The 21,937-nt window shown below is 66.5% G+C and carries 16 protein-coding genes and 2 pseudogenes; 9 read left to right on the top strand and 9 right to left on the bottom strand.

What is annotated here, in order from left to right:
- Window positions 1–8 precede the first annotated feature (8 nt).
- From xdhC to xdhA, 3 genes are read right to left on the bottom strand one after another with little or no spacing between them, the layout of a single operon-like run.
- Window positions 9–734: a xanthine dehydrogenase accessory protein XdhC gene (xdhC, locus tag H5395_RS14210; protein ID WP_182793231.1), complete on the bottom strand. Its 726-nt coding sequence runs from the start codon at window positions 732–734 to the stop codon at window positions 9–11.
- Window positions 731–3,070 (bottom strand): xanthine dehydrogenase molybdopterin binding subunit, encoded by a 2,340-nt coding sequence (gene xdhB, locus H5395_RS14205; protein ID WP_182793230.1) that lies wholly within the window; start codon window positions 3,068–3,070, stop codon window positions 731–733. Before xdhB ends, xdhC begins: the two co-directional genes overlap by 4 nt.
- 3 nt (window positions 3,071–3,073) lie before the next feature.
- The gene (gene xdhA / locus H5395_RS14200) at window positions 3,074–4,513 is read right to left on the bottom strand and encodes a xanthine dehydrogenase small subunit (protein ID WP_182793229.1); all 1,440 of its coding nucleotides are present in this window, start codon (window positions 4,511–4,513) and stop codon (window positions 3,074–3,076) included.
- A 108-nt stretch (window positions 4,514–4,621) separates the two neighbouring features.
- On the opposite strand from xdhA, the gene H5395_RS14195 reads away from it, so the two are divergent.
- Window positions 4,622–5,518 carry a LysR family transcriptional regulator gene (locus H5395_RS14195; RefSeq protein ID WP_182793249.1) on the top strand — a complete coding sequence of 299 codons (897 nt, stop codon included), beginning with the start codon at window positions 4,622–4,624 and terminating at the stop codon, window positions 5,516–5,518.
- Between the two features lie 258 nt (window positions 5,519–5,776).
- Here the strand turns inward: H5395_RS14195 and H5395_RS14190 are convergent.
- The 4 genes and pseudogenes from H5395_RS14190 to H5395_RS14175 form a co-directional block, all read right to left on the bottom strand.
- Window positions 5,777–5,944, bottom strand: a pseudogene (locus H5395_RS14190) (IS481 family transposase); the annotation flags it as partial.
- A pseudogene (locus tag H5395_RS14185) lies at window positions 5,939–6,811 on the bottom strand (IS5 family transposase); the annotation flags it as partial. The pseudogenes H5395_RS14190 and H5395_RS14185, both read right to left, overlap by 6 nt.
- 583 nt (window positions 6,812–7,394) lie before the next feature.
- Entirely contained in the window at window positions 7,395–9,953 is a 2,559-nt protein-coding gene (locus H5395_RS14180) for an FAD-dependent oxidoreductase (RefSeq protein ID WP_182793228.1), read from the bottom strand.
- Window positions 9,954–9,955: 2 nt separating this feature from the next.
- Window positions 9,956–11,992, bottom strand: a complete 2,037-nt coding sequence (locus tag H5395_RS14175) for an NADH:flavin oxidoreductase (RefSeq protein ID WP_182793227.1) — start codon at window positions 11,990–11,992, stop codon at window positions 9,956–9,958.
- A 148-nt stretch (window positions 11,993–12,140) separates the two neighbouring features.
- Here H5395_RS14175 and H5395_RS14170 point away from each other — a divergent pair, with 148 nt between their 5' ends.
- The 4 genes from H5395_RS14170 (at window position 12,141) to H5395_RS14155 (ending at window position 15,873) form a co-directional block, all read left to right on the top strand.
- Window positions 12,141–12,812, top strand: a complete 672-nt coding sequence (locus H5395_RS14170; RefSeq protein ID WP_234450805.1) for a TetR/AcrR family transcriptional regulator — start codon at window positions 12,141–12,143, stop codon at window positions 12,810–12,812.
- Between the two features lie 76 nt (window positions 12,813–12,888).
- Window positions 12,889–13,887, top strand: coding sequence for a glycine betaine ABC transporter substrate-binding protein (locus tag H5395_RS14165; protein ID WP_182793225.1), 999 nt, complete (start codon window positions 12,889–12,891; stop codon window positions 13,885–13,887).
- 89 nt (window positions 13,888–13,976) lie between these two features.
- Entirely contained in the window at window positions 13,977–14,855 is an 879-nt protein-coding gene (locus H5395_RS14160) for a proline/glycine betaine ABC transporter permease (protein ID WP_234450806.1), read from the top strand.
- The gene (locus H5395_RS14155; RefSeq protein ID WP_182793223.1) at window positions 14,848–15,873 is read left to right on the top strand and encodes a glycine betaine/L-proline ABC transporter ATP-binding protein; all 1,026 of its coding nucleotides are present in this window, start codon (window positions 14,848–14,850) and stop codon (window positions 15,871–15,873) included. The genes H5395_RS14160 and H5395_RS14155 overlap by 8 nt, the downstream gene beginning before the upstream one ends.
- A gap of 75 nt (window positions 15,874–15,948) precedes the next feature.
- Here H5395_RS14155 and H5395_RS14150 read toward each other — a convergent pair whose 3' ends face one another.
- Both H5395_RS14150 and H5395_RS14145 read right to left on the bottom strand, forming a co-directional pair.
- Window positions 15,949–17,016: a hybrid-cluster NAD(P)-dependent oxidoreductase gene (locus H5395_RS14150; protein WP_182793222.1), complete on the bottom strand. Its 1,068-nt coding sequence runs from the start codon at window positions 17,014–17,016 to the stop codon at window positions 15,949–15,951.
- Entirely contained in the window at window positions 17,006–18,259 is a 1,254-nt protein-coding gene (locus H5395_RS14145) for an aromatic ring-hydroxylating dioxygenase subunit alpha (protein ID WP_182793221.1), read from the bottom strand. The genes H5395_RS14150 and H5395_RS14145 overlap by 11 nt, the downstream gene beginning before the upstream one ends.
- Window positions 18,260–18,350: 91 nt before the next feature.
- Here H5395_RS14145 and H5395_RS14140 point away from each other — a divergent pair, with 91 nt between their 5' ends.
- The 4 genes from H5395_RS14140 to H5395_RS14125 all read left to right on the top strand — a co-directional run bounded on the left by H5395_RS14140 (window position 18,351) and on the right by H5395_RS14125 (window position 21,275).
- Window positions 18,351–19,415, top strand: a complete 1,065-nt coding sequence (locus H5395_RS14140; protein WP_200559386.1) for a LysR substrate-binding domain-containing protein — start codon at window positions 18,351–18,353, stop codon at window positions 19,413–19,415.
- On the top strand, window positions 19,375–19,983 hold the full coding sequence (locus H5395_RS14135; RefSeq protein WP_182793220.1) for a dimethylsulfonioproprionate lyase family protein: 609 nt from the start codon (window positions 19,375–19,377) through the stop codon (window positions 19,981–19,983). The genes H5395_RS14140 and H5395_RS14135 overlap by 41 nt, the downstream gene beginning before the upstream one ends.
- Complete coding sequence (locus H5395_RS14130) at window positions 19,980–20,768, top strand: pyrroline-5-carboxylate reductase (RefSeq protein ID WP_182793219.1); 789 nt, start codon at window positions 19,980–19,982, stop codon at window positions 20,766–20,768. Before H5395_RS14135 ends, H5395_RS14130 begins: the two co-directional genes overlap by 4 nt.
- 327 nt (window positions 20,769–21,095) lie before the next feature.
- Window positions 21,096–21,275 carry a hypothetical protein gene (locus H5395_RS14125; protein WP_182793218.1) on the top strand — a complete coding sequence of 60 codons (180 nt, stop codon included), beginning with the start codon at window positions 21,096–21,098 and terminating at the stop codon, window positions 21,273–21,275.
- Window positions 21,276–21,937: the final 662 nt, after the last annotated feature.

The raw sequence follows: 21,937 nt of genomic DNA, 5'->3' as shown, positions 1-21,937 counted from the left end.
CTTTCGTTTCAGGCGGTTGCGTGGGCCGGGTGGCGCGCCAGCAGGGTAGCCATGATCTCGGCCGCCGTGAAGGCGGAGATGACTTCGGGGCGCTTGTCACGGACAAGGCCGCCGATGGGGCAGGTCAACGGCGCGGGGTCGATACCGCGCGCCTTGGCAAAGCGCGAGAAGGTCGCGCGCTTGGTCGCGCTGCCGATCATGCCGACATAAGCAGCATCGCCCCGCGCCAGCGCCTCGGCCGCGATCAGGAAATCCAGCGCGTGGTCATGGGTCAGGATCACATAGGCCGAACGCGCGGGCGCGCGGCGCACCTCGGCCTCGGGCAGGGGGGTCAGTTCCCCCGGCACGTCCGCCAGCGCCAATTCGGCCGGGCGCTGGTCGATCAGGCGCAGCTTTACCGGAAGCGGCAGCATGGCGCGGGCAAGTGCGCGCCCCACATGGCCCGCGCCGAAGATCAGCACCGAGGGCTTTGGCGGCGCTGGGCTGGCCGGTTCACGGTCCAGCGTCAGTTCCACCCGCCCTCCGCAGCACTGGCCGATCTCGGGGCCGAGCGGGACGTCCATCACCGCGCACTCCTCGCCCCGCGCCAGCATCTGCCGCGCGCGGTCGATGGCGAGGTATTCCAACTGCCCGCCGCCGATGGTGCCGGTGACGGCGTCCGTGCCAACGAACATTTCGGCCCCTTGCTCGCGCGGGGTCGAACCGCGCGCGCCCGTGATGCGGACGCGGATCATCCGCCGCTCAGGGCCAGTGGCCCGCCCCGCAGCCGTTCGACGGCCATCAACACCCGTTCCGGCGTGGCGGGGGCGTCCAGACGCGGACATTCGCGGTAATCCGCGACCGAGGCGACGGCATGGCCGATCGCCTCGAAGACCGAGATGCCCAGCATGAAGGGCGGCTCACCCACGGCCTTGGACCGCTTGACCGTGCGCTCCTTGTTCACCGACCACTCGGCCAGCTTCACGTTGAAGAGCTTGGGCCGGTCCGACGCGAGCGGGATCTTGTAGGTCGAGGGCGCATGGGTCCGCAGCCGGCCCTCCTTGTCCCACCAAAGTTCCTCGCTGGTCAGCCAGCCGGTGCCCTGCACGAAGGCGCCCTCGACCTGGCCCTTGTCCAGCGCCGGGTTGATGGACCGGCCCACGTCATGCAGCACGTCCGCCCGCTCGATCACGTATTCGCCGGTCAGGGTGTCCACCGAAACCTCGGAGCAGGCCGCGCCATAGGCGAAGTAGTAAAAGGGCCGCCCGCGCCCTTCGGCCCGGTTCCAGTGGATCTTGGGCGTGGCATAGAAGCCCGCCGCCCAAAGCTGGACGCGGGCCAGATAGGCCGTCTCGATGACCTTGCTGAAGGGGATCGTCTCGTCGCGGACGACGATGTGGTCGGGGACGAAGCGGATTTCGTCCGGCGTGGCGTCCTTGGCGGTGCAGAGGAAATCGACCAGACGTGCCTTGATCTGGTTGGCCGCGTCCAGAGCCGCCATGCCGTTCAGGTCGGTGCCTGAAGAGGCCGCCGTGGCCGAGGTGTTCGGCACCTTCTCGGTCGTGGTCTTGGTGACCTTGATGCGGTCGAGGCCCACGGAAAACGCCTCGGCCACGATCTGGGCAATCTTGGTGTGCAACCCTTGGCCCATCTCGCAGCCGCCGTGGTTCAACTGGATCGAGCCGTCGGTGTAGATGTGGATCAGCGCCCCCGCCTGGTTGAAATGCGTGGCGGTGAAGCTGATGCCGAACTTGACCGGGGTCAGCGCGATGCCCTTGCGGATCGGCCCGCCCGCCGCCTGCATTCGGGCGTTCCAGTCCAGCACCGCCTGACGGCGGCGGGCATAGTCGCAGGACTCCTCAAGCTCCGTGAACAGGCGCGGCAGGACCATGTCCTCGACCGGCTGATGATAGGGGGTCAACTGGCCGTTCCGGTAAAGGTTCGCCTTGCGGACGGCCAGCGTGTCCTGGCTTGTGGCATAGGCGATTTCCTCGATGATCCGTTCCGCCACGATCACGCCCTGTGGGCCGCCGAAGCCGCGGAAGGCGGTGTTCGACACCGTGTTCGTCCGCAGGGGATGCGAGCGGACCTCGACCTCGGGGTAGAAATAGGCGTTGTCGGCATGGAACAGCGCCCGGTCGGTGACGGCCATGCTGAGGTCGGCCGAAAAGCCGCAGCGGGCATACCAGTCGCCCTTGACGGCGAGGATGTGCCCCGCGTCGTCGAAGCCGACGCTGTAGTCCACCACGAAGTCATGCCGCTTGCCGGTGGCGATCATGTCGTCGTCCCGGTCAGGGCGCAGCTTGACGGCGCGATGCCATTTCTTCGCGGCGATGGCGGCCACGCAGCAGAACAGGTTCATCTGCGTTTCCTTGCCGCCGAACCCGCCGCCCATCCGGCGCACGTTCACGACGACCGCATTCGCGGGCACGCCCAGCGCATGGGCGACCATGTGCTGCACCTCGGTCGGATGCTGGGTCGAGGTGAAGATCACCACCTCATCATCTTCGCCCGGGATCGCCAGCGCGATCTGACCCTCAAGGTAGAAGTGGTCCTGCCCACCGATGGTGAAGCGCCCGTCGATCCGGCGCGGCGCTTTCGGCAGCGCCGCCTGAGGGTCGCCCCGGCGCAGGGTCATGCCGGGGACAACTAGCTCTCCGCCCGCATCCAGCGCGGCGACGGGGTCCAGCACATGGGGCAGGGGCTCATAGTCGATCTTCGCCAGCCGGGCCGCGCGGCGGGCATGTTCGCGTGTCTCGGCGATCACGGCAAAGACCGGCTGGCCGTGGAACATGACCTTGCCATCCGCAAGGATCGGGTCGTCGTTCCTGCCGATGGGGCTGACGTCGTTCTGGCCGGGGATGTCGGCGGCGGTCAGCACGTCGATGACGCCCGGCGCGGCGCGCACCGCGTCGAGGTCCATCGACCGGATGCGCCCATGCGTGACGGTGGACAGGCCGAGATAGGCGTGCAGCGCCCCCTGCGGCAGCACCAGGTCGTCGGTGTAATCCGCCCGGCCGGTGACGTGCTTTTCCGCCGATTCATGCCGCGTCTCGGGCGTGACGGGCGGGGACAGCGTCTCGTGCTTCATGGCTTATTCCCCCACGGCGCGGTTCAGGCGAACCGGGACATCTTGCCCCGAGTTCTCCAGCCAGAACCGGCGGAAGAAGTTGGCGGCGACCGCGTGGCGATAGTCGGCGGTTGCCCGGAAGTCGGTGAGCGGGGTGAAGTCGCCCTTCACGGCACGGGCCGCGGCCTCGAAGCTGGCGGCGGTGAAGGGCTGGCCTTCCAGCGCGGCCTCGGCCTTGGCCGCGCGCGCAGGGATGCCGGCCAGGCCGCCGAAGGCGACGCGGGCGCGGGTGATGGTGCCGTTCTCGACCTGGATGCGGAAGCCCGCAGAGATGGCCGAGATGTCGGCGGACTGGCGCTTCGACATCTTGTAGGCGGCGATCATCGCCTTGCCCTTGAGGGGGATGACCACGGTTTCCACGAACTCGCCCGGTCGGCGGTCCTGGCGGCCGTAGTCGAGGAAGAACGCCTCCAGCGGCAACTCGCGCCGCGCGTCGCCAAGCCGAAGGACGATCCGCGCGCCCAGCGCGATCAGCAGCGGCGGCGTTTCCCCGATGGGCGAGCCGTTGGCGATGTTGCCGCCAATGGTGCCCGCGTTCCTAATCTGCCAGCCGCCGATGCGGAGGACATAGTCCTCGACCTCGGGGAAATGGTCGTCGATCACGGGGGCGAACTCGGAATAGGTCACGCCCGCGCCGATGCGGATCTCCTCCGCGTCGACCTCGATCCCTTTCATCAGGTGGCCGATGAACACGGCCGGAGAGATCGGGCGGAACTGCTTCGTCACCCACAGCCCCACGTCGGTCGCTCCCGCGACGATGGTGGCCTGCGGGTGCCGGACCAGCACGCGGGCCAGCTCGTCCGTGTCGGCGGGCAGGATGGCGCGTTCCTCGCCCCGGCCGACCTCGGCGCCCACGGGCATGGCGGACAGCTTCGCCGTGACCTCGGCGCGCTGGGCCACAAGGAAATCCCCCAACTGCCCGCCCGCGCGGCCCGCGGCTAGCGCCGCCTTGACAATCGGCTCATAACCCGTGCAGCGGCACAGGTTTCCCTGCAGCGCGGTCTCGATCTGCACCACGTCCGGGCTCTCATGCGTCATCCACAGCCCGTAAAGCGCCATGACAAAGCCTGGCGTGCAGAAGCCGCACTGGCTGCCGTGATGCTCGACCATCGCGGCCTGGATCGGGTGCAGCCCGCCGCCCTCGCCGCGCAGATGCTCGATGGTGACGACGTGGCAGCGGTGGCAGGCGGCGAGGAAGCGGATGCAGGCGTTCACCGGCTCATAGACCAGCGCGCCACCGTGCAGGCGGCCGACCAGCACCGTGCAGGCGCCGCAGTCGCCCTCGGCGCAGCCCTCCTTGGTGCCGGTCAGGCCCCGGCCAAGACGCAGGAAGTCCAGCAGCGTGTCGCCGGGACCGGCCTCAGTCAGCCGGATTTCGGTGTCGTTGAGTAGGAAGCGGATCATTTGGGTGACGCCCTCGCGTGGGTGGCCCGCAGCATGGCGCAACTTCGCGCTTGCACAAAACGCAGCCGCGCGTGAACAGTTTACGCCGTTTCGAAAGAATACGCCGTGATGTCCTATCTGGAAAGCCTCAGGGTCTTCGTGCGCGTGGTCGAGCTGGGCTCGATCACGGCCGGAGGACGTGACATGAGGCTGTCGCCCGCCGCCGCCTCGACCCGCATCCGCGACCTCGAGGCGAAGTTCGGGGCCCGGCTGCTGAACCGCACGACGCGGACCCTGACGCCGACCGAGATCGGGCAGGTGCTTTACGAGAACGCCCGCCGGGTGCTGGCGGCGCTGGACGAGACCGAGGCAGCGGTGGCGAGCCTGTCGGGCACACCTCAAGGAGCCCTGCGTGTGGCGGCTCCCTTGGGCGCAGGGCGGCGGCTGGTCGCGCCGCTGGTGCCGCGCTTCGTTGCGGAAAACCCCGAGGTGCAGGTGCGCCTGCGCCTGTCCGATCGCACGGTGAACATCGTCGAGGACGGGATCGACCTCGCCTTCTTTCTGGGCCAGCCCGAGGACTCGACCCTGATCCGCCGCAAGATCGCGGACTGCCCGCGTGTGCTGGTGGCCGCGCCCTCCTACCTTGAGCAGCATGGAACTCCGGAGGCACCTGACGACCTCAAGCGCCATAACTGCCTATTGCTGCGCTTTCCACGCTCGCCCGAGTATTTCTGGATGCTGCAGACGCCAGAGGGGCCAAGGAAGCTGGCCGTCGCGGGGGCCTTCGACTCTGACGATGGCGAGGTCTTGCTGAACTGGGCGCTGGGCGGCGCGGGCATTGCCAACCGGCCCCGCTACGAGGTGGCCGATGCGATGACGGATGGGCGGTTGGTCGAGGTGCTGCCCGGGAGCCCCCCTGTCACGGCTGAGTTCGGCGTGCTGACGCCGCACCGCGAGTTGCAGGACCCCAAGGTGCGGCGGTTCATCGACTTCGCCGCGCGCGAGTTGAAGGGCGCGCTGGGGTAAGCCATTTCAACAGCTTGCAGTGACCGAGAAGGAGAGGACTGGAGCGGGTGAAGTGCTCCACGCTCCATCTGAACGCAAATCAGAACATTGATTTCTAACGGTATTTATTCTTGTCGTGCAGCATCTTGTGCAGCTAGATGTGCAGCAAATTTGATCCCTCACGCATACCGGTGCAGTAGCTGAACTAAACCTCGCCAGAGCGTCAAGAGCTGGGTTCTCTGAATCGAGGAGCGGCCCCGCAGATCTGGAGATCTTCCACGTGTTCAGTCCCGGCATCTGGTGGATCGGGTTGAGGATGAATCTGTCCGGCTCTGAAGTCCAGACCTTGCAGATGTATTCGTAGGGCGTGAGGCCGCTCAGCGTCTTGAGCCTGCGCGCGAAGTTGTAGGCTGCCATGGAGTCCGCGAGATGTGTGCGTAGCTGTTCGACGCGTCGATCCGGGCGAGTGGCGGTGGATCATGTCCAGTGCGGCACGGCGCTCGGCCTTGCCATCGGCCTGCGTCGGGTCCGTCTGCACGATCAGGCCACTGCGATTCTCCATCAGCATGTGCCCCATGAAGCAGAGCATCGCGCCCGCGCCTGGCGACTTCTTGTAGAGCCGCGCCTCGGGGTCGGTGGTCGAGGCATGGGTGGCGTTCGAGCGCTTCTCGCCTCGGAAGTCGATCTTGGCATTGCGATCCTGGCGGGCGGGGCGGGCCATCGAGGTGGTCTCGATCTCGGGTTGCGGCTGGTCGGGGGCATATGCGGTGCGGCTGGAAGGCGGATCGCCCGGTCCGCTGCCCTCATCGCGCGGCGCGCCCCCGGCCTTCGGCTGGAAGCTCTTCATCGACGCCCAGGCCTTCACCAGGGTGCCGTCGACCGAGAAGTGCTCATCCGACAGCAGCGGCGCCACCTCGCGGTGGGCCAGGATCGTCGCCAGGAACTTGCGGGCGATATAGGTGGTTAGCAGCCGGTCGCGGTTCTTGAAAAACACTGTCGGAACCCAGACCGGATCGTTGATGCCGAGCCCGACGAACCACCGAAACAGCAGGTTGTAGTGCATCTGCTCCATGAGCTGCCGCTCGGAGCGGACCGAGAACAGGATCTGGAGCAGGCTCGCGCGCGAGCCAACCGCTCCGGCGCGATGGAGGGATGGCCCTCGACCGCATAGAGCCGGTCAAACTCGCCATCGAGACTGGTTAGCGCCTCGTTGACGATCCGCCGGATCTTGTGCAGCGGGTGCCGGGCGGGGATGCGCTCCTCAACGTCGACATAGCTGAACAGCGATCCCGTCACCTTGTCCGTCCCGCGCATCCTCACCTCCGCAAACGCAGCAGTGAGGATGAATCATGTCCCGGAAACAGCGTCGAGGGTCGAGTTCTTCAGCAGCCTGCTAGAGGAGGATCGGGAAACAATTGGGGGAACGTTTCCCGGCCACGCCGAACATCATCTACGAGTTCAGCAAGCTGCCTCTATGGCTCTGCAGAGAGAGATTCTCCCGCTTGGGTTGCCTGGAGGCATATGAGGCAAGCCGAAGGTTCAGGAGCCAGAGGTGTCGAGGACAGCGTGCAGATCGATGCGCCCGATCCCCTTGAGGCTGCTGACGAAGAGCGTGCCGGCTGACAGGAGCGCGCTCCTGTGCTGAACTCGACAGCTACATCTGTTCGCTCTGCCTTGATCCGCGGGGCAAAGGCAGAGCGAATGCAAGGGCCAGACCAGCGTCAGCTTCCTGCACAAAGACGAAGCACTGGTTCTCTTCCCGAGGAATCGCCGCAGCAGGAGCGAGTGGGTCGGTGGCCCTATGTCCGGGCGGATCAACGCGCCGAGGTCCAGACGCTGCAGTTTAGGACCGACGTCCGCCATTTCCAGCGATCTGGATCACCGGCGATATAGAGGTTCAGCTTCGCGGCTTTTCATTATCGGGATTATAGAGCGCCTTGTATCCGACAGTGGCCACCTCGACCGGGAAAGTCTCGCCCATGTATTCCACCGCCAGCCTGCGGCACTCCCGGGCGTGGGAGCGGGGCAGGTAGGCAAGGGCGATGTTCCTGCCGATGGTCGGGCCATAGGCGATGGAACTCGTCCAAGACCGCCGGCCAAGCTCATCGACCAGCGTCTCGCCGATGTCGGGGTCCAGCACCGGCAGGATTCCGACGGGATAGCGGGCAATCCCGTTGCCGTCGATGTTGTCGGTCATTACCAGCGTGCAGAGCATCGCCGGCTGGTGATCCCGCGCGGCATATTCGAGATGCTTTGCCTTGCCGCGGAAATCGGCCTCCTTGACCTTGGGCCGAGCCAGTCCCGCCTCGAACAGGTTGTATTCCGTCCGCAGGTCGGCGTTCTGCAGCCGCAGGCTTTTCTCCATCCGGCGCGAGTTGGCGTAGGTCTCGATCCCCACCGCGATGGCGCCGGTCGAGCGCAGGGCGTCCCAGACGGCCAGCCCGTCCTCGTAGGCCATGTGCAGTTCCCACCCCCGTTCCCCGACATAGGAGATGCGGAAAGCCGTGACCTCGCACCCCGCGATCCTGATCGGGCGGAGGGCGGCGAAGGGGAAGGCCTCGGGTTCCAGCGCGGCGGGGTCTTCCACCACCTTCTGCAGCTTCGCGCGGGCCTCGGGGCCCCAGAAGCCGATGGTGATGCGCTCCTCGGAGGCGTCGGTCAGGGTGACGTCCAGCCCGCGATCCTGCGCCACGCGGCGCATACAGGTCAGGTCGCGCGGACCGGCATCTGCCCCGTTGACCAGCAGGCAGCGGTCGGCCAAGCGCAGCACGGTCAGGTCGGCGCGGATATTGCCCTGATCGTCAAGGAAATGGGTGTAGATGCCCTTGCCGATATTCGCGTCCCCCCCGATGCGGGCGGCGCAGAGCCATTCCAGCAGTGCGACATGATCCGGCCCCGAGATGTCGGTGATGTGGAAATGGGACAGGTTGATGATGCCGCAGCTTTCGCTCATCTCCAGATGCTCGGCGTTCGAGACGCGCCAGAAGTGGCGGTTGTCCCATTCATGCGCGCGGACGGGGACGCGGTCGCCGTATTTCTCCAGCAGATGCTCGTTCGCGGCATAGCCATGAGCGCGTTCCCAGCCGCCGAGTTCCATGAAATACCCGCCAAGCTCCACCTCGCGCTGGTGGAAGGGCGAGCGGCGGATGTCGCGCCCGCCCTCGAACGGCTCGCGCGGGTGGACTGGCGGGGTGTAGATCGCCACCGCTGTCTGGGTGCAGCGGGCGGTGATGTAGTCCGCCTCAAGCTGGTGGGGGCTGAACCGGGCATAGTCGATGCTTGCGTGGTCGATATGGGTGCGGCCGTCGATGATCCAGTCGGCCAGCAGCTTGCCGATGGCGGGGGCGTCCTTGACCCAGACAGCGACCGCATACCATAGCCCCCGCACCTTGCGGCTTTCCCCGACCGAGGGCATCGCGTCGGTCGTCGCCTGCAGCAGCCCGTTGAAGGAATGGCCCTCGTTATAGCCCAACTCACCCAGAACGGGCGTCAGTTCGATGGCGCGCTCCAAGGGCTCCATCAGGTCCTCGATGTCGAGGTCGCGCTGCGAGGGCGACAGCCGCGTGAACTCCTTTTCCAGGATCTCGCGCGGATGGCAGAGGCGGGGCGCGGCGTCGTAGTAGTAGCCCCATTCGATCTGCCCGCCCTCGGCGGTCGTGGGGTCGCCCGTGTCGCGCATGTAGGCCGAGTTGCCCTGGTCGCGCAGCAAGGGATAGCCGATGTCCTTGCCCGTGCCCTCGAACTGGTTGAAGGGGCCGAAGAAGGTCAGCGGGTGGTCCACCGGGAAGACCGGCAGGTCCTCGCCCGCCATCCCGGCGATGAGCCGCCCCCAGAGGCCGGCGCAGACGATCACCAGGTCGGCGCGGATGGTGCCGCGCGGGGTGACGACGCCGCGGATGCGGCCGTCCTCGATCTCCAGCGCGGTCGCGGGGGTGTTGGCGAAGGCCCGCAGCCTGCCCGAGGCCACGCCCTGATCGACCAGCTTGCCCGCCACCGTCTGCGAGCGGGGAACGACCAGCCCCGCATCAGGGTCCCACAAGGCCCCTTGGATCACGTCCTCCTCGATCAGCGGAAAGCGTTCCTTGACCTCGGCGGGCGAGATCATCCGGGCGCGGGTGCCGAAGGCCTTGCCCGAGGCGACCTTGCGTTTTAGTTCATTCATGCGGGCGTCATCGCCCTTCCGCGCGACCTCGATCCCGCCGACCCGGGCGTAATGGCCGAGCCTTTCGTAGAAATCGGCGGAATAGAGCGACGTCCAGGTGCTCAGGAAATCATGGCTGGTGGTGAAGCAGAAGTCCGAGGCGTGGGCGGTCGAGCCGATGTCGGTCGGGATGCCCGACTTGTCGATGCCGACGATGTCGTCCCAGCCGCGCGCGATCAGGTGATGGGCGACGGATGCGCCGACGATGCCGCCAAGCCCGATGATGACGACCCTTGCCTGTTGGGGAAATGCCATCCTCAGAGATCCTTCACCAGGCGCAGCGCGTCATAGATCGCGGCATGGGTGTTTCGGGCGGAGACGGCGTCACCGATGCGGTAGAGCTGGAAGCCGCCCGAAGGATTGCGGGCGACCTGCTGTGGTCCCCCCGCGATCAGGGCGTCGTAATCGACCTCTCCCAGATTCGAGGACTGCGGCTTGAGGTCGAAATACAGCTCGTCCAGCGGCCGGGTGCCGTGGTTGACGACGACCTGATCCACGATCCGCTCGCGCCGGAAATCGCCGTAGTCGCTGCCCAGCGTGGCGCGCAGCATGTTGCCGTCGCGGCTCACCTGTTGCAGCCGCCAGGTGACGGTGAAGGTCGTCTTTCCCTTCTGCAAGGCGCGCATGTAGGGGACGAGGTTCATTGCCATGATCTCGGGCGAGAAGGTGCGGTCGGGGGTCACGACCTCGACCTCGGCGCCCGTTTCGACGATGGCCTGCGCGGCCTGCAGGGCGGCATGGTCGCCCGCGTCGTCGAAGACCAGCACGTTCGCGCCGGGCTTCACGTCGCCCGACAGGATGTCCCAGGCCGAGACGACCAGTTCGTTGCCCTGCGCCAGAACCTCGGTATGGGGCAGCCCGCCCGTGGCGACGATCACGACATCCGGCGCGCTGTCCAGCACGTCTGCCGCATCCGCAAAGCTGTTGAAGCGGAAGGTCACGCCCAGCCGTTCGCATTCCGCCATTCGCCACGAGACGATCTGTTCCATCTCGCGCCGCCGGGGCTGCAGCGCGGCCAGCCGAACCTGCCCGCCGGGCCGGTCGGCGGCCTCGAAGACAGTGACGGCATGGCCGCGCTCGGCCGCGACCCGCGCCGCCTCGAGCCCGGCAGGACCGGCGCCCACGACCGTCACCCGGCGCGGCTTCGGGCTGGGCGGGATCGTGTGGGGCATCGTTTCCTCGCGCCCCGAGGCGGGGTTGTGGATGCAGAGCGCGATGCCGCCTTGGTAGATGCGGTCGAGGCAATAGTTCGCGCCGACGCAGGGTCGGATGCGGTCCTCCTGTCCCGCCATCATCTTCCTGACGATATGCGGGTCGGCGATATGGGCGCGGGTCATGCCGACCATGTCCAGAAGGCCGCCGGCGACCGCATGGCGGGCCGTGGCCACGTCCTGGATGCGGGCGGCGTGGAAGGTCGGCATCTGCGCCGAGGCCCGCATCTCCCCGGCGAATTCGAGATGCGGGGCGGACGGCATCCCCTGGATCGGGATCATGTCGGTCAGCGCCGCATCGGTGTCGATATGGCCGCGGATGATGTTCAGGAAATCGACCTGCCCGCTGCCCTTCAGGCGGTGGGCGATCTCGATCCCCTCGTCCTTGGTCACGCCATCCTGCATCTGCTCGTCGGTGACGACCCGCATTCCGACGATGAAATCTGGACCGACGCGCTTTCGCACCGCGTCCAGCACCTCGAAGGTAAAGCGCAGCCGGTTGTCGAGGCTGCCGCCATAGGGCGGGTCGAGATCGTTGATGCCGGGCGACCAGAACTGCTGGAGCAACTGGCCGTAGGCCTGCAGCTCGATCCCGTCGACGCCCGCTTCCTTCATCCGTTCGGCCGCGTCCGCGAATTGGGCGGTGATGCGGGCGATGTCCCAGTCCTCAATCCGCTTGGGGAAGGCGCGATGCGCGGCCTCGCGTTCATGCGACGGTCCTACCACCGGCAGCCAGTCGCCCCGGTCCCAGCGGGTGCGGCGGCCCATGTGCGTGACCTGGATCATCACCGCGGCGCCGTGGTCATGGCATTCGTCCACAAGTCGCCGCATCCACGGCACGACCTCGTCCTTGTAAAGCAGCAGGTTCCCGAAGGCGGGGGGGCTGTCCGGCCCCACCACCGCCGAGCCCGCCGTCATCGTCAGCGCGACCCCGCCTTTCGCTCGCTCGACGTGATAGGCGCGGTAGCGGTCCTTGGGCAGCCCGTCCTCGCCATAGGCCGGCTCGTGCGAGGTCAGCAGCAAGCGATTCTTCAGCGTCAGGTGCCTGAGGGTGAAGGGCTGAAGCAGCGGATCGTTAGACATGGCGCGCTCTCGGGAGGGATATCGACGGCAGAGTGGAAGCACTGTTCACACCTGTCAAGAAAATCGATCATGCCGAACATTCGATGTTCGAGGCTGAACAATTTTCGTTGTCAGATAGCCATCCGACGCTATCATCCGATTCATGGATGTGAGTTCGCCCCCCGCCAAGCGCCTGAAGGAACGCGGCTCGCGCGAGTTGTGGCTGGAAGCGGCCTACCAGGCGCTGATCGAGGGGGGCGTCGACAGCGTCCGCATCCAGGTGCTGTCCGACCGGCTGAACCTGTCGCGCACCAGCTTCTACTGGTTCTTCCAAAGCCGCGAGGAATTGCTGGAAGCCCTGCTGGACCGATGGGAGCAGACCAACACCCGCGGCTTCGTCGCCGCTGCCGAAGCCTATGCCGAAACCCCGGCCGAGGCGGCGCTGAACCTGTTGGCCTGCTTTATCGTGGGTGAACAGTTCGATGCCGGCTTCGAGTTCGCCGTTCGCAGTTGGGCCTTGCAGTCCGACGACACCATGAGCCGCGTCAAGCGCGCCGACGAGACGAGGATGGAGGCGCTGCGCGTCATGCTGCGCGGCTTCGGCTATGAGGAGATCGACGCCGACGTGCGGGCGCGCACGATCTATCTGGTCCAGATCGGCTATATCTCGATGCAGACGCGCGAGACGGTCGCCACCCGGCTGACCCGCATCGCATCCTATGTCCGCATCTACACCGGCACCGAGGCCACCCCCAGCGAGATGGCCCGCTTCCTTGCGCCCTTCGGCTGTCGGCCCGACGGGGACGGGCAGCCGGTTCCTGTGAAACGCGGCGCCGGCTGAGGCCGGCCCCGCGCAGGCTGCTGGCGCCCCAGAGCCGCCTGCACGCCACCACCAACGCTCTGGACGGGAGGAGAGAATGCGGAAGATCCTGACCCTGGCAGCCTTCGGCGCCGCCTTGGCCGGCGCCCCTGCGCTGGCCCAGGAAGAATGCGGCGACCTGTCGCTGTCGAACATGAACTGGCAAAGCGCCGAGGTGCTGGCGGCGCTGGACCAGTTCATCCTGAACAACGGCTACGGCTGCAACGCCGAGATCGTGGCGGGCGACACCGTGCCCTCGATCACCTCGCTGATCGAGCGCGGCCGCCCCGAGGTCGTCCCCGAGGCCTGGATCAACCTGCTGCCCGACCTGACCGAGCAGGCGCGCGCCGACGGCAAGATCGTCTATGGCGCCAACGCGCTGAGCGACGGCGGCCAGCAGGGCTGGTTCATCCCGAAATACATCGCGGATGCCCACCCCGAGATCCTGACGATCCCGGAATTGCTGAAGCATCCTGATCTGTTCCCGGACCCCGAGAACCCTGACAAGGGGGCGATCTACAATGGGCAGGAAGGCTGGGGCGGCACCATCGTCACCACCCAGATGTTCAAGGCCTACGGCGCGGCGGACATGGGCTGGAACCTGCTGGACACCGGCTCGGCCGCCGGGCTGGATGGCGCGATCGCCAGGGCCTATGAGAACCAGCAGCCCATCGTCGCCTTCTACTGGGAACCGACCGCGCTGCTGGGCAAGTATGAAATGGTCCGCCTGCAGCACGGCGTGCCGCTGGATGACGCGGAATGGGAACGCTGCAGTTCGAAAGCCGACTGCCCGGACCCCAAGCCCAACGACTGGAAGTCGGACGTGGTCTATACCCTGATCGCCTCGGACTTCGCGGAACGTGCGCCGCAGGGGGTGATGGACTATCTCAACACCCGGTCCTGGTCGAACGACACGGTCAACAGGCTGATCGCCTGGATGACCGACAACCAGGCCACCGGCGAGGATGGCGCGCGCGAGTTCCTGCGCACCCAGCCCGAACTGTGGGAAGCCTGGGTGACGCCCGAGGCCGCCGAGAAGATCAGGGCGGCGCTCTGACCGCCTGAGCCGGTGCCGCGGGCCGCTTTGCCCGCGGCCCATGTGATCCCATCCGCAAGCACCAGGGCAGGACCGCCATGCCGGACTGGATGAACCGGTTTCCCCAGATGAACGAGGAAACCCTTCGCAACCTCAAGCGCGTCATCGACGACGCCTTCCGCGAGTTCACGCGCAGCTACGGCTCGGCGATCGAGGGCTTCTTCGATCCCCTGCGGCGGATGCTGATCTTTTCCGAACGCCTGATGCTGGGGATGCCCTGGCCGCTGGTGCTGCTGATCGTGGGCGGGCTGGCGTGGCTGGGCAGCCGCAGCGTCCGGCTGACCGCCGCAAGCGTCCTGACGCTGGCCGCGATCGGCTATTTCGGGATGTGGGAAGACACGATGCGGACGATCGCCATGATCCTTGTCTGCACGCTGATCGCCATCGCGGTCGGCATCCCGCTGGGCATCCTGATGGCGCGGTCGGGCCAGGCGCAGGCGTCCATGAACCCGCTGCTGGACGTGATGCAGACCATGCCCAGCTTCGTCTACCTGATCCCGGTCGTGATGCTTCTTGGCATCGGCCGCGTCGCCGGCATGATCGCCGTTGTCGTCTATGCCCTGCCGCCCGTCGTGCGCCTGACGAACCTGGGCGTGCGGGAGGTGGACCGCGAGGTGATCGAGGCGGCGGACGCCTTCGGCTCGTCCGCATGGCAGAAGCTGTGGAATGTCCAGTTGCCGCTGGCGCTGCCGACGATCATGGCGGGCGTCAACCAGACCATCATGATGGCGCTGGCCATGGTCGTCATCGCCTCGATGATCGGGGTGCAGGGGCTGGGCCAGCCGGTGCTGCGGGCGATTTCCAACCAGTATTTCACGCTGGGCGTTTTCAACGGCTTCGCCATCGTCGGCATCGCCTTCATCTTCGACCGCATCAGCCAGGCATTCGGCCGCCGCCTGCAGAAACACCGCGAGGGCGGGAATGTCTGAGCCCACTGGGATCGAAATCCGCAATCTCTACAAGATTTTCGGCGCCCGCTCGCTGGATCATGTCGATGCCGTCCGCCGCGGCATGACCAAGACAGAGCTGAACGCGAGACATCGCCATGTGCTGGGCCTGCGCGACATCAACATCTCGGTCCAGCCCGGCACGATCCAGGTCGTCATGGGCCTGTCCGGGTCCGGCAAATCCACCCTGATCCGCCACATCAACCGCCTGATCGAACCCACGGCGGGCGAGATCGTGATCGACGGGCAGGACGTGGTGGCGATGACGCAGGCCGAGCTGCGCGCCTTTCGCCGCCACAAGACGGCCATGGTGTTCCAGAAATTCGCCCTGCTGCCGCATCGCACGGTGCTTGACAACGTGGCCTACGGGCTGGAAATCCAGGGCCTCCCCGAGGACCGCCGCCACCGCACCGCGAAGGGGTGGATCGAGCGGGTGGGGCTGGCCGGCTACGAGACACGCTATCCCAACCAGTTGTCAGGGGGCATGCAGCAGCGGGTGGGGCTGGCCCGGGCGCTGGCCAACGACGCGCCGATCCTGTTGATGGACGAGGCATATTCGGCGCTGGACCCGCTGATCCGCTATGACATGCAGACGGTTCTGCTGGACCTGCAGCAGGAGTTCCGCAAGACCATCATCTTCATCACCCACGACTTCGACGAGGCGCTGCGGATCGGCGACCGGATCGCGCTGCTGCGCGATGGCTCCATCATCCAGGAGGGCACGGGGCAGGAGATGGTGCTGCAGCCCGCCGACGACTATGTGTCGAGCTTCGTCCAGCACGTGGACCGCGCCAAGGTGGTGCAGGTCGCATCCGTCATGCAGCCGCTGACGGCCGAGGCGCAGGGGCCTGCCATCCCCGGCCGGGCCAACCTGGGCGAGGCGATCCGCATGATGTCGGCGGAAGGCGTGGACCGGCTGACGGTGCTGGACCAGGCAGGCCGCGCCATCGGGCTGATGCCGATGACGCGGGCCGTGGAGGTTGCCGCCGGGGGCAGTTGAGAAAACGGCCTGCCCGGAAAAGGCAGGCCGTTGCCGCATCCCGTGGAGAGAACCCGCCCATGACGGGCTGCCCTTTCAGCGCTCGATCACCAGATCGCTGAGCGGTCGCGAGCAGCAGGGCAGGAACAGGCCCGCGTCGATCTCGCGCTGGCGGATGCCGCCGCCGTGCGTCATGTCCACGCTGCCGCTGACCAGCCGCGACTTGCAGGTGCCGCAGATGCCGTTGGCGCAGGAGGACGGGATGCGGACGCCCGCCTTCTTGGCGCAGGACAGCACCGTCTGCTCGGCCCCGACCTCAATGGTGCGGTTCTGCTTGGCGAACTGGACCTTGAAGGTCCGGGTCGCCGGCGTGACCTCGGGCAAGGGCGCTTCCAGCACGGCGGCGTCGAAGCTTTCCTCCAGATACCGGCCCGGCGGCACGCCGAGGCTTGCTGCAATCGACCGTGCGGCGGCCATGAAGGGCGCGGGTCCGCAGCACATCACCACGCGCTCGGCCATGTCGGGGACCGCCAGCGCCATCAGTTCCGCCGAGATGCGCGCCGTGAGGCCAGGCCATGACGGCTCGGCCCCCCGCGCCTCGGGCAGCAGGAACAGCCGCAGCCCCTTGATCCGGGCTGCCAGCAACGCGAGTTCCTCGCGGAAGACGAAGTCCTGCGGCGTCCGGCCCGCGTGCAGGAACACCACGTCCGAAACCTCGGCCGTATCCGCGATCTCGCGCAGCATCGACATGACCGGGGTGATCCCCGAGCCGCCCGACAGGAACAGGTATTTCCGCGTCTCGGCCACCGGCCGCAGGAACGTTCCCCGCGGCCCCTGCGCCCGCACGGTGGCGCCGGGCGTCAGGTTGTCATGCAGCCAGTTCGATACCACGCCACCTGCCACGCGCTTGACCGTGACGGTGAAGCTGCCCGGCCGGGTGGGGGGCGAGGAGATGCTGTAGCAGCGGCTTTCGACCGCATCCCCCACGGGAAAATCGAACAGGAAATACTGCCCCGAGCCGAAGCGGAACTGCTTTCCGGCGGGCGAGACAAAGGTGAAGCTGCGGACGTCATGGGTTTCCTGATGAACCGCGACGCAGCGCAACTGGTCGTCGAGCTCCGGGTCCCACCAGCAAGACACGGCAGCCTGCACCTCAGTATCCATGGGCGCGCATCCGGTCCACATACCAGCCTGCGAACCAGTTCAACTGGGTCTCGGTGAAGGGCGAATACATCCCCGGCACATAGGCCGGGTCCGACACGCCCGCGTGCGACCGTCCCACCAGCGAGCCATCCTGTTCGTTCGTGGCGATCCAGACGCTGGTCAGCTTGTCGAAGTCATAGTCCACGCCCTCGACCGCGTCCTTGTGGACCAGCCATTTCATCCGCAGCATCGTCTTGTCCGGCCCGAGCGGGATCACCATCGCGGTGATGATGTGGTCGCCCATGAAATGGTGCCAGCTGTTGTGCCCCCACAGGTGCATATCGCCCAGATCCTTGCGCCCGATCCCCAGCAGCTTCGACACTGCCGCAGTCGCGTCGGGGGTCTGCGATTCGCCCGCGCCGGAAATGATCAGCCGCTGGGTGCGGAAGTTGGTGCCGCAGTTCGTCAGTTGCTCGATGGCGGCGGAAGGATGGCCCTGTGCCTCCCACTCGGCGGTCTGCGCCGCATACATCGCCTCGTGCCGGTCGGCGGTCTCGCGGTCCTCGGGCGAGAGGCTTTCGGGGTCGAAGCCGAAGTCGAGGTCGATGAAGGACACGCAAAGCTCGGGGTGGTTGGCCGAGCAGTGATAGCATTCCCGGTTGTTCTCCATCGTCAGCTTCCAGTTGCCGTTCTCGATCAGGTCGGTCTGGTGGGCGACGCGGGTGTTTTTCAGGTCATAGGGCAGCAGCCGTTCACGCCCCACGGCTTCCAGTGCGGCGATGTCGGCGGGCGGGTCGTCGGACAGGCAGACATGGATCAGCCCGCCGATGTTGCGGAAGTTCGCGTGCCTGAGGCTGTTGCAGGTCTTGTCGAAATCCTTGCCCATGTGCGGGGCATGGGCAAGCTCGCCCGTCAGTTCATAGGTCCACTGGTGATAGGGGCAGACGAGCTTGGACACGACGGTCGTGCCCGCATCGAGGATGCGCGCGCCGCGGTGGCGGCAGACGTTGTGGAAGACCCGCAGCTCGCCGTCGTCGTCGCGCAGCATGATCAGGCTCGACCCGCCGATGTCGATCGCCACGGCGTCGCCGGGTTCGGGCACGTCGCATTCGGGGCCGATGTAGATCCAGTGCTTGCGGAACAGCACCTCAAGGTCCGCCTGGAACACGTCCTCGCGCGTGTAAAGCCCGGCGGGCAGGGAACGCCCCTCGACCCGTTCGTCGAGCAGCGTCGAGATCGTGGAAAAGGGGGACTTGTCGAGCATCGGAATCCTCTGGCGAAGGCTGGACCTGTTGTCCGCCATCCTAGGCGCCAGAAGCGGGCTTCCCTCAACTGCAATAATGATCCTTGATGGCATGATCCAAAGTTATGGCAAGGCGGCGAATCGCCGCAGTCGGGGGATCGGGAACGTGCCGGGATTGCGCCGCAGGCTGCCGCCGCTGACCGCGTTGGTGACGTTCGAATCCGCGGCGCGGCTGCGCAGCTTCACCCGCGCCGCGGGGGAACTGGGGGTGACGCAGGCGGCCGTCAGCCGCCAGATCCACCTGCTGGAGGATACGCTGGGCTTTCCGGTGTTCCGCCGCCTGCACCGCCGCATCGAACTGACGGAAAAGGGCCGGACGCTTGCGAATGCCGCCAGCACCGCGCTGACGCTGGTGGCCGACGCCATCGCCGAGGTCAGCGAAAGCTCGGCCTCCGATGAACTGGTTATCTCGGCCTCGGTCGGCTTCTCGCATTTCTGGCTGCTGCCGCGCATCTCGCGGTTCAGCCGCGGGCATCCGGGCGTCAAGCTGCGGATCGTCGCGCAGGACGAACTGGTGGACCTCGGCCGCGGCGAGGTGGATGTTACAATTCGTTATGGGAACGGGCTGTGGCCGGACGGCCGCTCGATCCTGCTGTTCCGCGATGAGGTTTATCCGATCTGCAGCCCTGACTATCTGCAGGCGCACGGGCCGATCGACGATCTGGACCAGCTTGTCCGGCACCCGCTGATCATGCACCAGTCCTACGATCCCGTCTGGACGGGGTGGGAAGCGTGGCTGTCGGCCTTCGGCGCCGAGATGCCCCGGCGCGGCGCCCAGATGGTCTGCAGTTCCTTCACCGATTCCATTTATGCGGCGCTGGCGGGGCAGGGGATATCATTGGGATGGGCGCGGCTGATCCCGGATCTGATCGAACAGCGGCGGCTGGTGCGCCTGACGCCCCATGTCGCCCAGACCAGCGACGGCTATCACGTCGTCCTGCCGCATCGGGGCAAGCCCAAGCAGGTAGCCGAACTGTTCCTTGACTGGCTGTCCGGCATGGCGCGCGAGGCCGAGGCCGGATGGGCAGGAGCGGCAGCAGTCCCTGATGTGATGCATGAGAGTGGAGGAGAGAACGATGACGAACACCCGCAGCCCGGAACTGCAGCGGTTTCTTGACGTCACGCTGGCGGCCTTGGCGCAGCGCGCGCCGGGAGAGGAGGCCCGCGCATCACTGCGCCGGATTGCCGCTGCCGCCGAGCGGGTCGAGCCGCAGCGCAAGTCTTCCGGCAGCCGCCAGCCCGTCTGCGAGCACCTCGATCCGATGCTTGGGTCGCTCTCCGCCCACCCTGATCTCGGCCCCTTGGCGCAAGCCTTCCGCGCGGTCGAGCCGGCGCTCGATTGGCGTCCTCGCGGCACGAACGACACGGCCAGCACCAATTTCCCGACCTCGCACGCGAATGCCGTCTTCGTCGGGCCGGGCGGGATCGAGCAGCGCAACGACATCTGGATCGGCGTGTCGCTGCTGGCGCCGCATGTGCGCTATCCCGACCACGACCACGCGCCCGAGGAAACCTACCTGGTTCTCTCCGACGGCGAGTTCCGGCAGGAGGACGGAGACTGGTTCTCGCCCGGCATCGGCGGTTCTTTCTACAACCGGCCGGGCATCCTGCACGCGATGCGGTCCGGCGATGGGCCGCTGCTGGCGCTCTGGGCCTTGTGGAACGACCGCGCGGCCGCGGCATGAGGGTCGGCATCATCGGCGCGACCGGCTGGCTGGGTTCGGCCTTGGGTGGACAGCTTCTCGCGCGGGGGATGCTCAGGCCGACCGAACTGGTGCTGCTGAACCGCAGCGGTCCCCGGGCAGACTACCACGGCCATGCGGATGTGACATGGGCGCGGGACGTGGACGATCTGGTCGCGTGCAGCGATCTCGTGGTGGTCTCGGTCCGGCCGCAGGACTGGCCGGCGCTGAAGCTGATGGCGCCCGGCCGGCTGGTGGTGTCCTTCATGGCCGGCACAAGGCTTGCCCGGCTTGCTGCCTGCCGGGGAAGAATCGTGAGGGCGATGCCGAATGCGGCAGCTGAGATTGGCCGATCCTACTCCCCCTGGATCGCCGGTTCGGGCGTGACCGACGCGGATCGGGCGGCGGTCAGATGGCTGCTGTCGGCGATTGGCAGCGAAGACGAGTTGCAGCAGGAAAGCCATCTTGACCTGATGACCGCCGTTCCTGGTTCGGGCTCCGCTTATCCGGCACTTCTTGCCACGGCACTGGCCGACTTCCTGCGGGCCAACGGCATTGTAGAGGCTGTCGCCTGGCGTGCGGCCGAAGCAGTGATCTGCGATGCGCCCCAGGTTCTGGCCGGGCGGATCAGCCAAGCGCCCGAAATGATCGAGGCTTATCTTGCCTATGAAGGCACCACGGCTGCAGGCATCAATGCGGCGCGATCTGCAGGTTTCATCTCGGGAATTCAGGCGGCTTTGAAAGCGGCCGTCATGAAGGCCCACCACATGGATGATGCTGAGTCCTGAAGCCGGATCGTTCGAGGCTGGAGTTCTCCGGCTGGAAGATGAGCGGAAGCGTGTCCTCCGGCCGCAGCGGACAGCATCCCGAACGGATCCTGCAAGGGTTCGGTGGCATTCCGCAGATTGATGCACACGCCCGATATGACCACCCATTGCGCCCGACCGGCTCTGACCCGGCATCCAGCTGGAGACTTGGCGTTCCTTCAACCTATGCGCCGCAGCCGCAAGGTCGTCGAGGCCTAAGCCCGCACTGGCCTCTCCGTGCGCGACCACCTCGTGGCCTTCCTGCGCGGGGACCTGCGCCGGCGCGGGATCATCCCCTGAACTGAGGCCATGAGCGCCCGCAACGGCCAGTGGCTCGAGACCGCCGGCATCGTCCTCGTCCGCCAGCGCCCGGGGGCTGCGAAGGGCGTCCTCTTCCTCACCCTCGAGGACGAGACCGGCATCGCCAATCTCGTGGTTTGGACGAAGGTCTTCGAGGCCCATCGCCGCATCTTCCTTGGCACCCCCTAATCGCCGTGACGGCCCGCGTCCAGCGCGAGGTCGTCCATCTGGTGGTCCACAAGATCACCGACCTGTCGCGGGAGCTGGAAAGCGTCAGTCTGCGCGAGAGAGGCACCGGGCCGGAAGGCAAAAGGCGTTGGACCGGGGCAGATCAGTGAGCCCCGCTTCGGATGTGGTTTCTTATGCAGGAACACGCGTTCGAGATATATATATATATATCCGCAACCTCCGTCTCGATACAACCGAGTTAAAACATGGGGCTTCAGGTGAATATGCGCAGAAACTCGCTCTGGTAGTAGAGTTGGGCAAAGAGGCCGTGCAAGGCCGGTCACTGCTTCTTGGACCCGCCAGCGAGCACCCAGCCGCTGAATGTCATGCAGGCCGCGAGCGTCGGTAGGCAGCTGCCAACGGCTACAAAGGCGATTGGCCACCAGTGGTCTGGCAGGCCCACGGTGCTGAAGTAATAAGCCGCAGTTGCCAGAAGCCCGGAGCCGACGATCCAGAGCAATCGAAGGGTGGCCTTTCGCTGCAAGTATCGGCTTAGCACTACTCTGCCAGGTTTTGTGGTAGTTCGGGGTGGTGCTCACGGGAGGTGCCGTGATGAGAGCAACCACAAGCCACTGGCGGGCTGCCTATGAGGCTTGGCTCGCACCTTTCCTAGCTCGGCTCGG

The sequence above is a fragment of the Paracoccus sp. MC1854 genome (assembly GCF_014164635.1).
GTDB lineage: Bacteria > Pseudomonadota > Alphaproteobacteria > Rhodobacterales > Rhodobacteraceae > Paracoccus.
The sequence above is the reverse complement of the archived record's forward strand: the minus strand, read 5'-3'. Positions and strand labels throughout refer to the sequence as shown.

What these genes read in the sequence shown, in the direction of transcription:
- H5395_RS14150 (WP_182793222.1), bottom strand. Translation starts at nt 17,016, where the DNA reads ATGGATACTGAGGTGCAGGCTGCCGTGTCTTGCTGGTGGGACCCGGAG.
- xdhC (WP_182793231.1), bottom strand. Translation starts at nt 734, where the DNA reads ATGATCCGCGTCCGCATCACGGGCGCGCGCGGTTCGACCCCGCGCGAG.
- H5395_RS14165 (WP_182793225.1), top strand. Translation starts at nt 12,889, where the DNA reads ATGCGGAAGATCCTGACCCTGGCAGCCTTCGGCGCCGCCTTGGCCGGC.
- H5395_RS14145 (WP_182793221.1), bottom strand. Translation starts at nt 18,259, where the DNA reads ATGCTCGACAAGTCCCCCTTTTCCACGATCTCGACGCTGCTCGACGAA.
- H5395_RS14180 (WP_182793228.1), bottom strand. Translation starts at nt 9,953, where the DNA reads ATGGCATTTCCCCAACAGGCAAGGGTCGTCATCATCGGGCTTGGCGGC.
- xdhA (WP_182793229.1), bottom strand. Translation starts at nt 4,513, where the DNA reads ATGATCCGCTTCCTACTCAACGACACCGAAATCCGGCTGACTGAGGCC.
- H5395_RS14125 (WP_182793218.1), top strand. Translation starts at nt 21,096, where the DNA reads ATGAGCGCCCGCAACGGCCAGTGGCTCGAGACCGCCGGCATCGTCCTC.
- H5395_RS14195 (WP_182793249.1), top strand. Translation starts at nt 4,622, where the DNA reads ATGTCCTATCTGGAAAGCCTCAGGGTCTTCGTGCGCGTGGTCGAGCTG.
- H5395_RS14130 (WP_182793219.1), top strand. Translation starts at nt 19,980, where the DNA reads ATGAGGGTCGGCATCATCGGCGCGACCGGCTGGCTGGGTTCGGCCTTG.
- xdhB (WP_182793230.1), bottom strand. Translation starts at nt 3,070, where the DNA reads ATGAAGCACGAGACGCTGTCCCCGCCCGTCACGCCCGAGACGCGGCAT.
- H5395_RS14160 (WP_234450806.1), top strand. Translation starts at nt 13,977, where the DNA reads ATGAACCGGTTTCCCCAGATGAACGAGGAAACCCTTCGCAACCTCAAG.
- H5395_RS14175 (WP_182793227.1), bottom strand. Translation starts at nt 11,992, where the DNA reads ATGTCTAACGATCCGCTGCTTCAGCCCTTCACCCTCAGGCACCTGACG.
- H5395_RS14140 (WP_200559386.1), top strand. Translation starts at nt 18,351, where the DNA reads ATGATCCAAAGTTATGGCAAGGCGGCGAATCGCCGCAGTCGGGGGATC.
- H5395_RS14155 (WP_182793223.1), top strand. Translation starts at nt 14,848, where the DNA reads ATGTCTGAGCCCACTGGGATCGAAATCCGCAATCTCTACAAGATTTTC.
- H5395_RS14135 (WP_182793220.1), top strand. Translation starts at nt 19,375, where the DNA reads ATGACGAACACCCGCAGCCCGGAACTGCAGCGGTTTCTTGACGTCACG.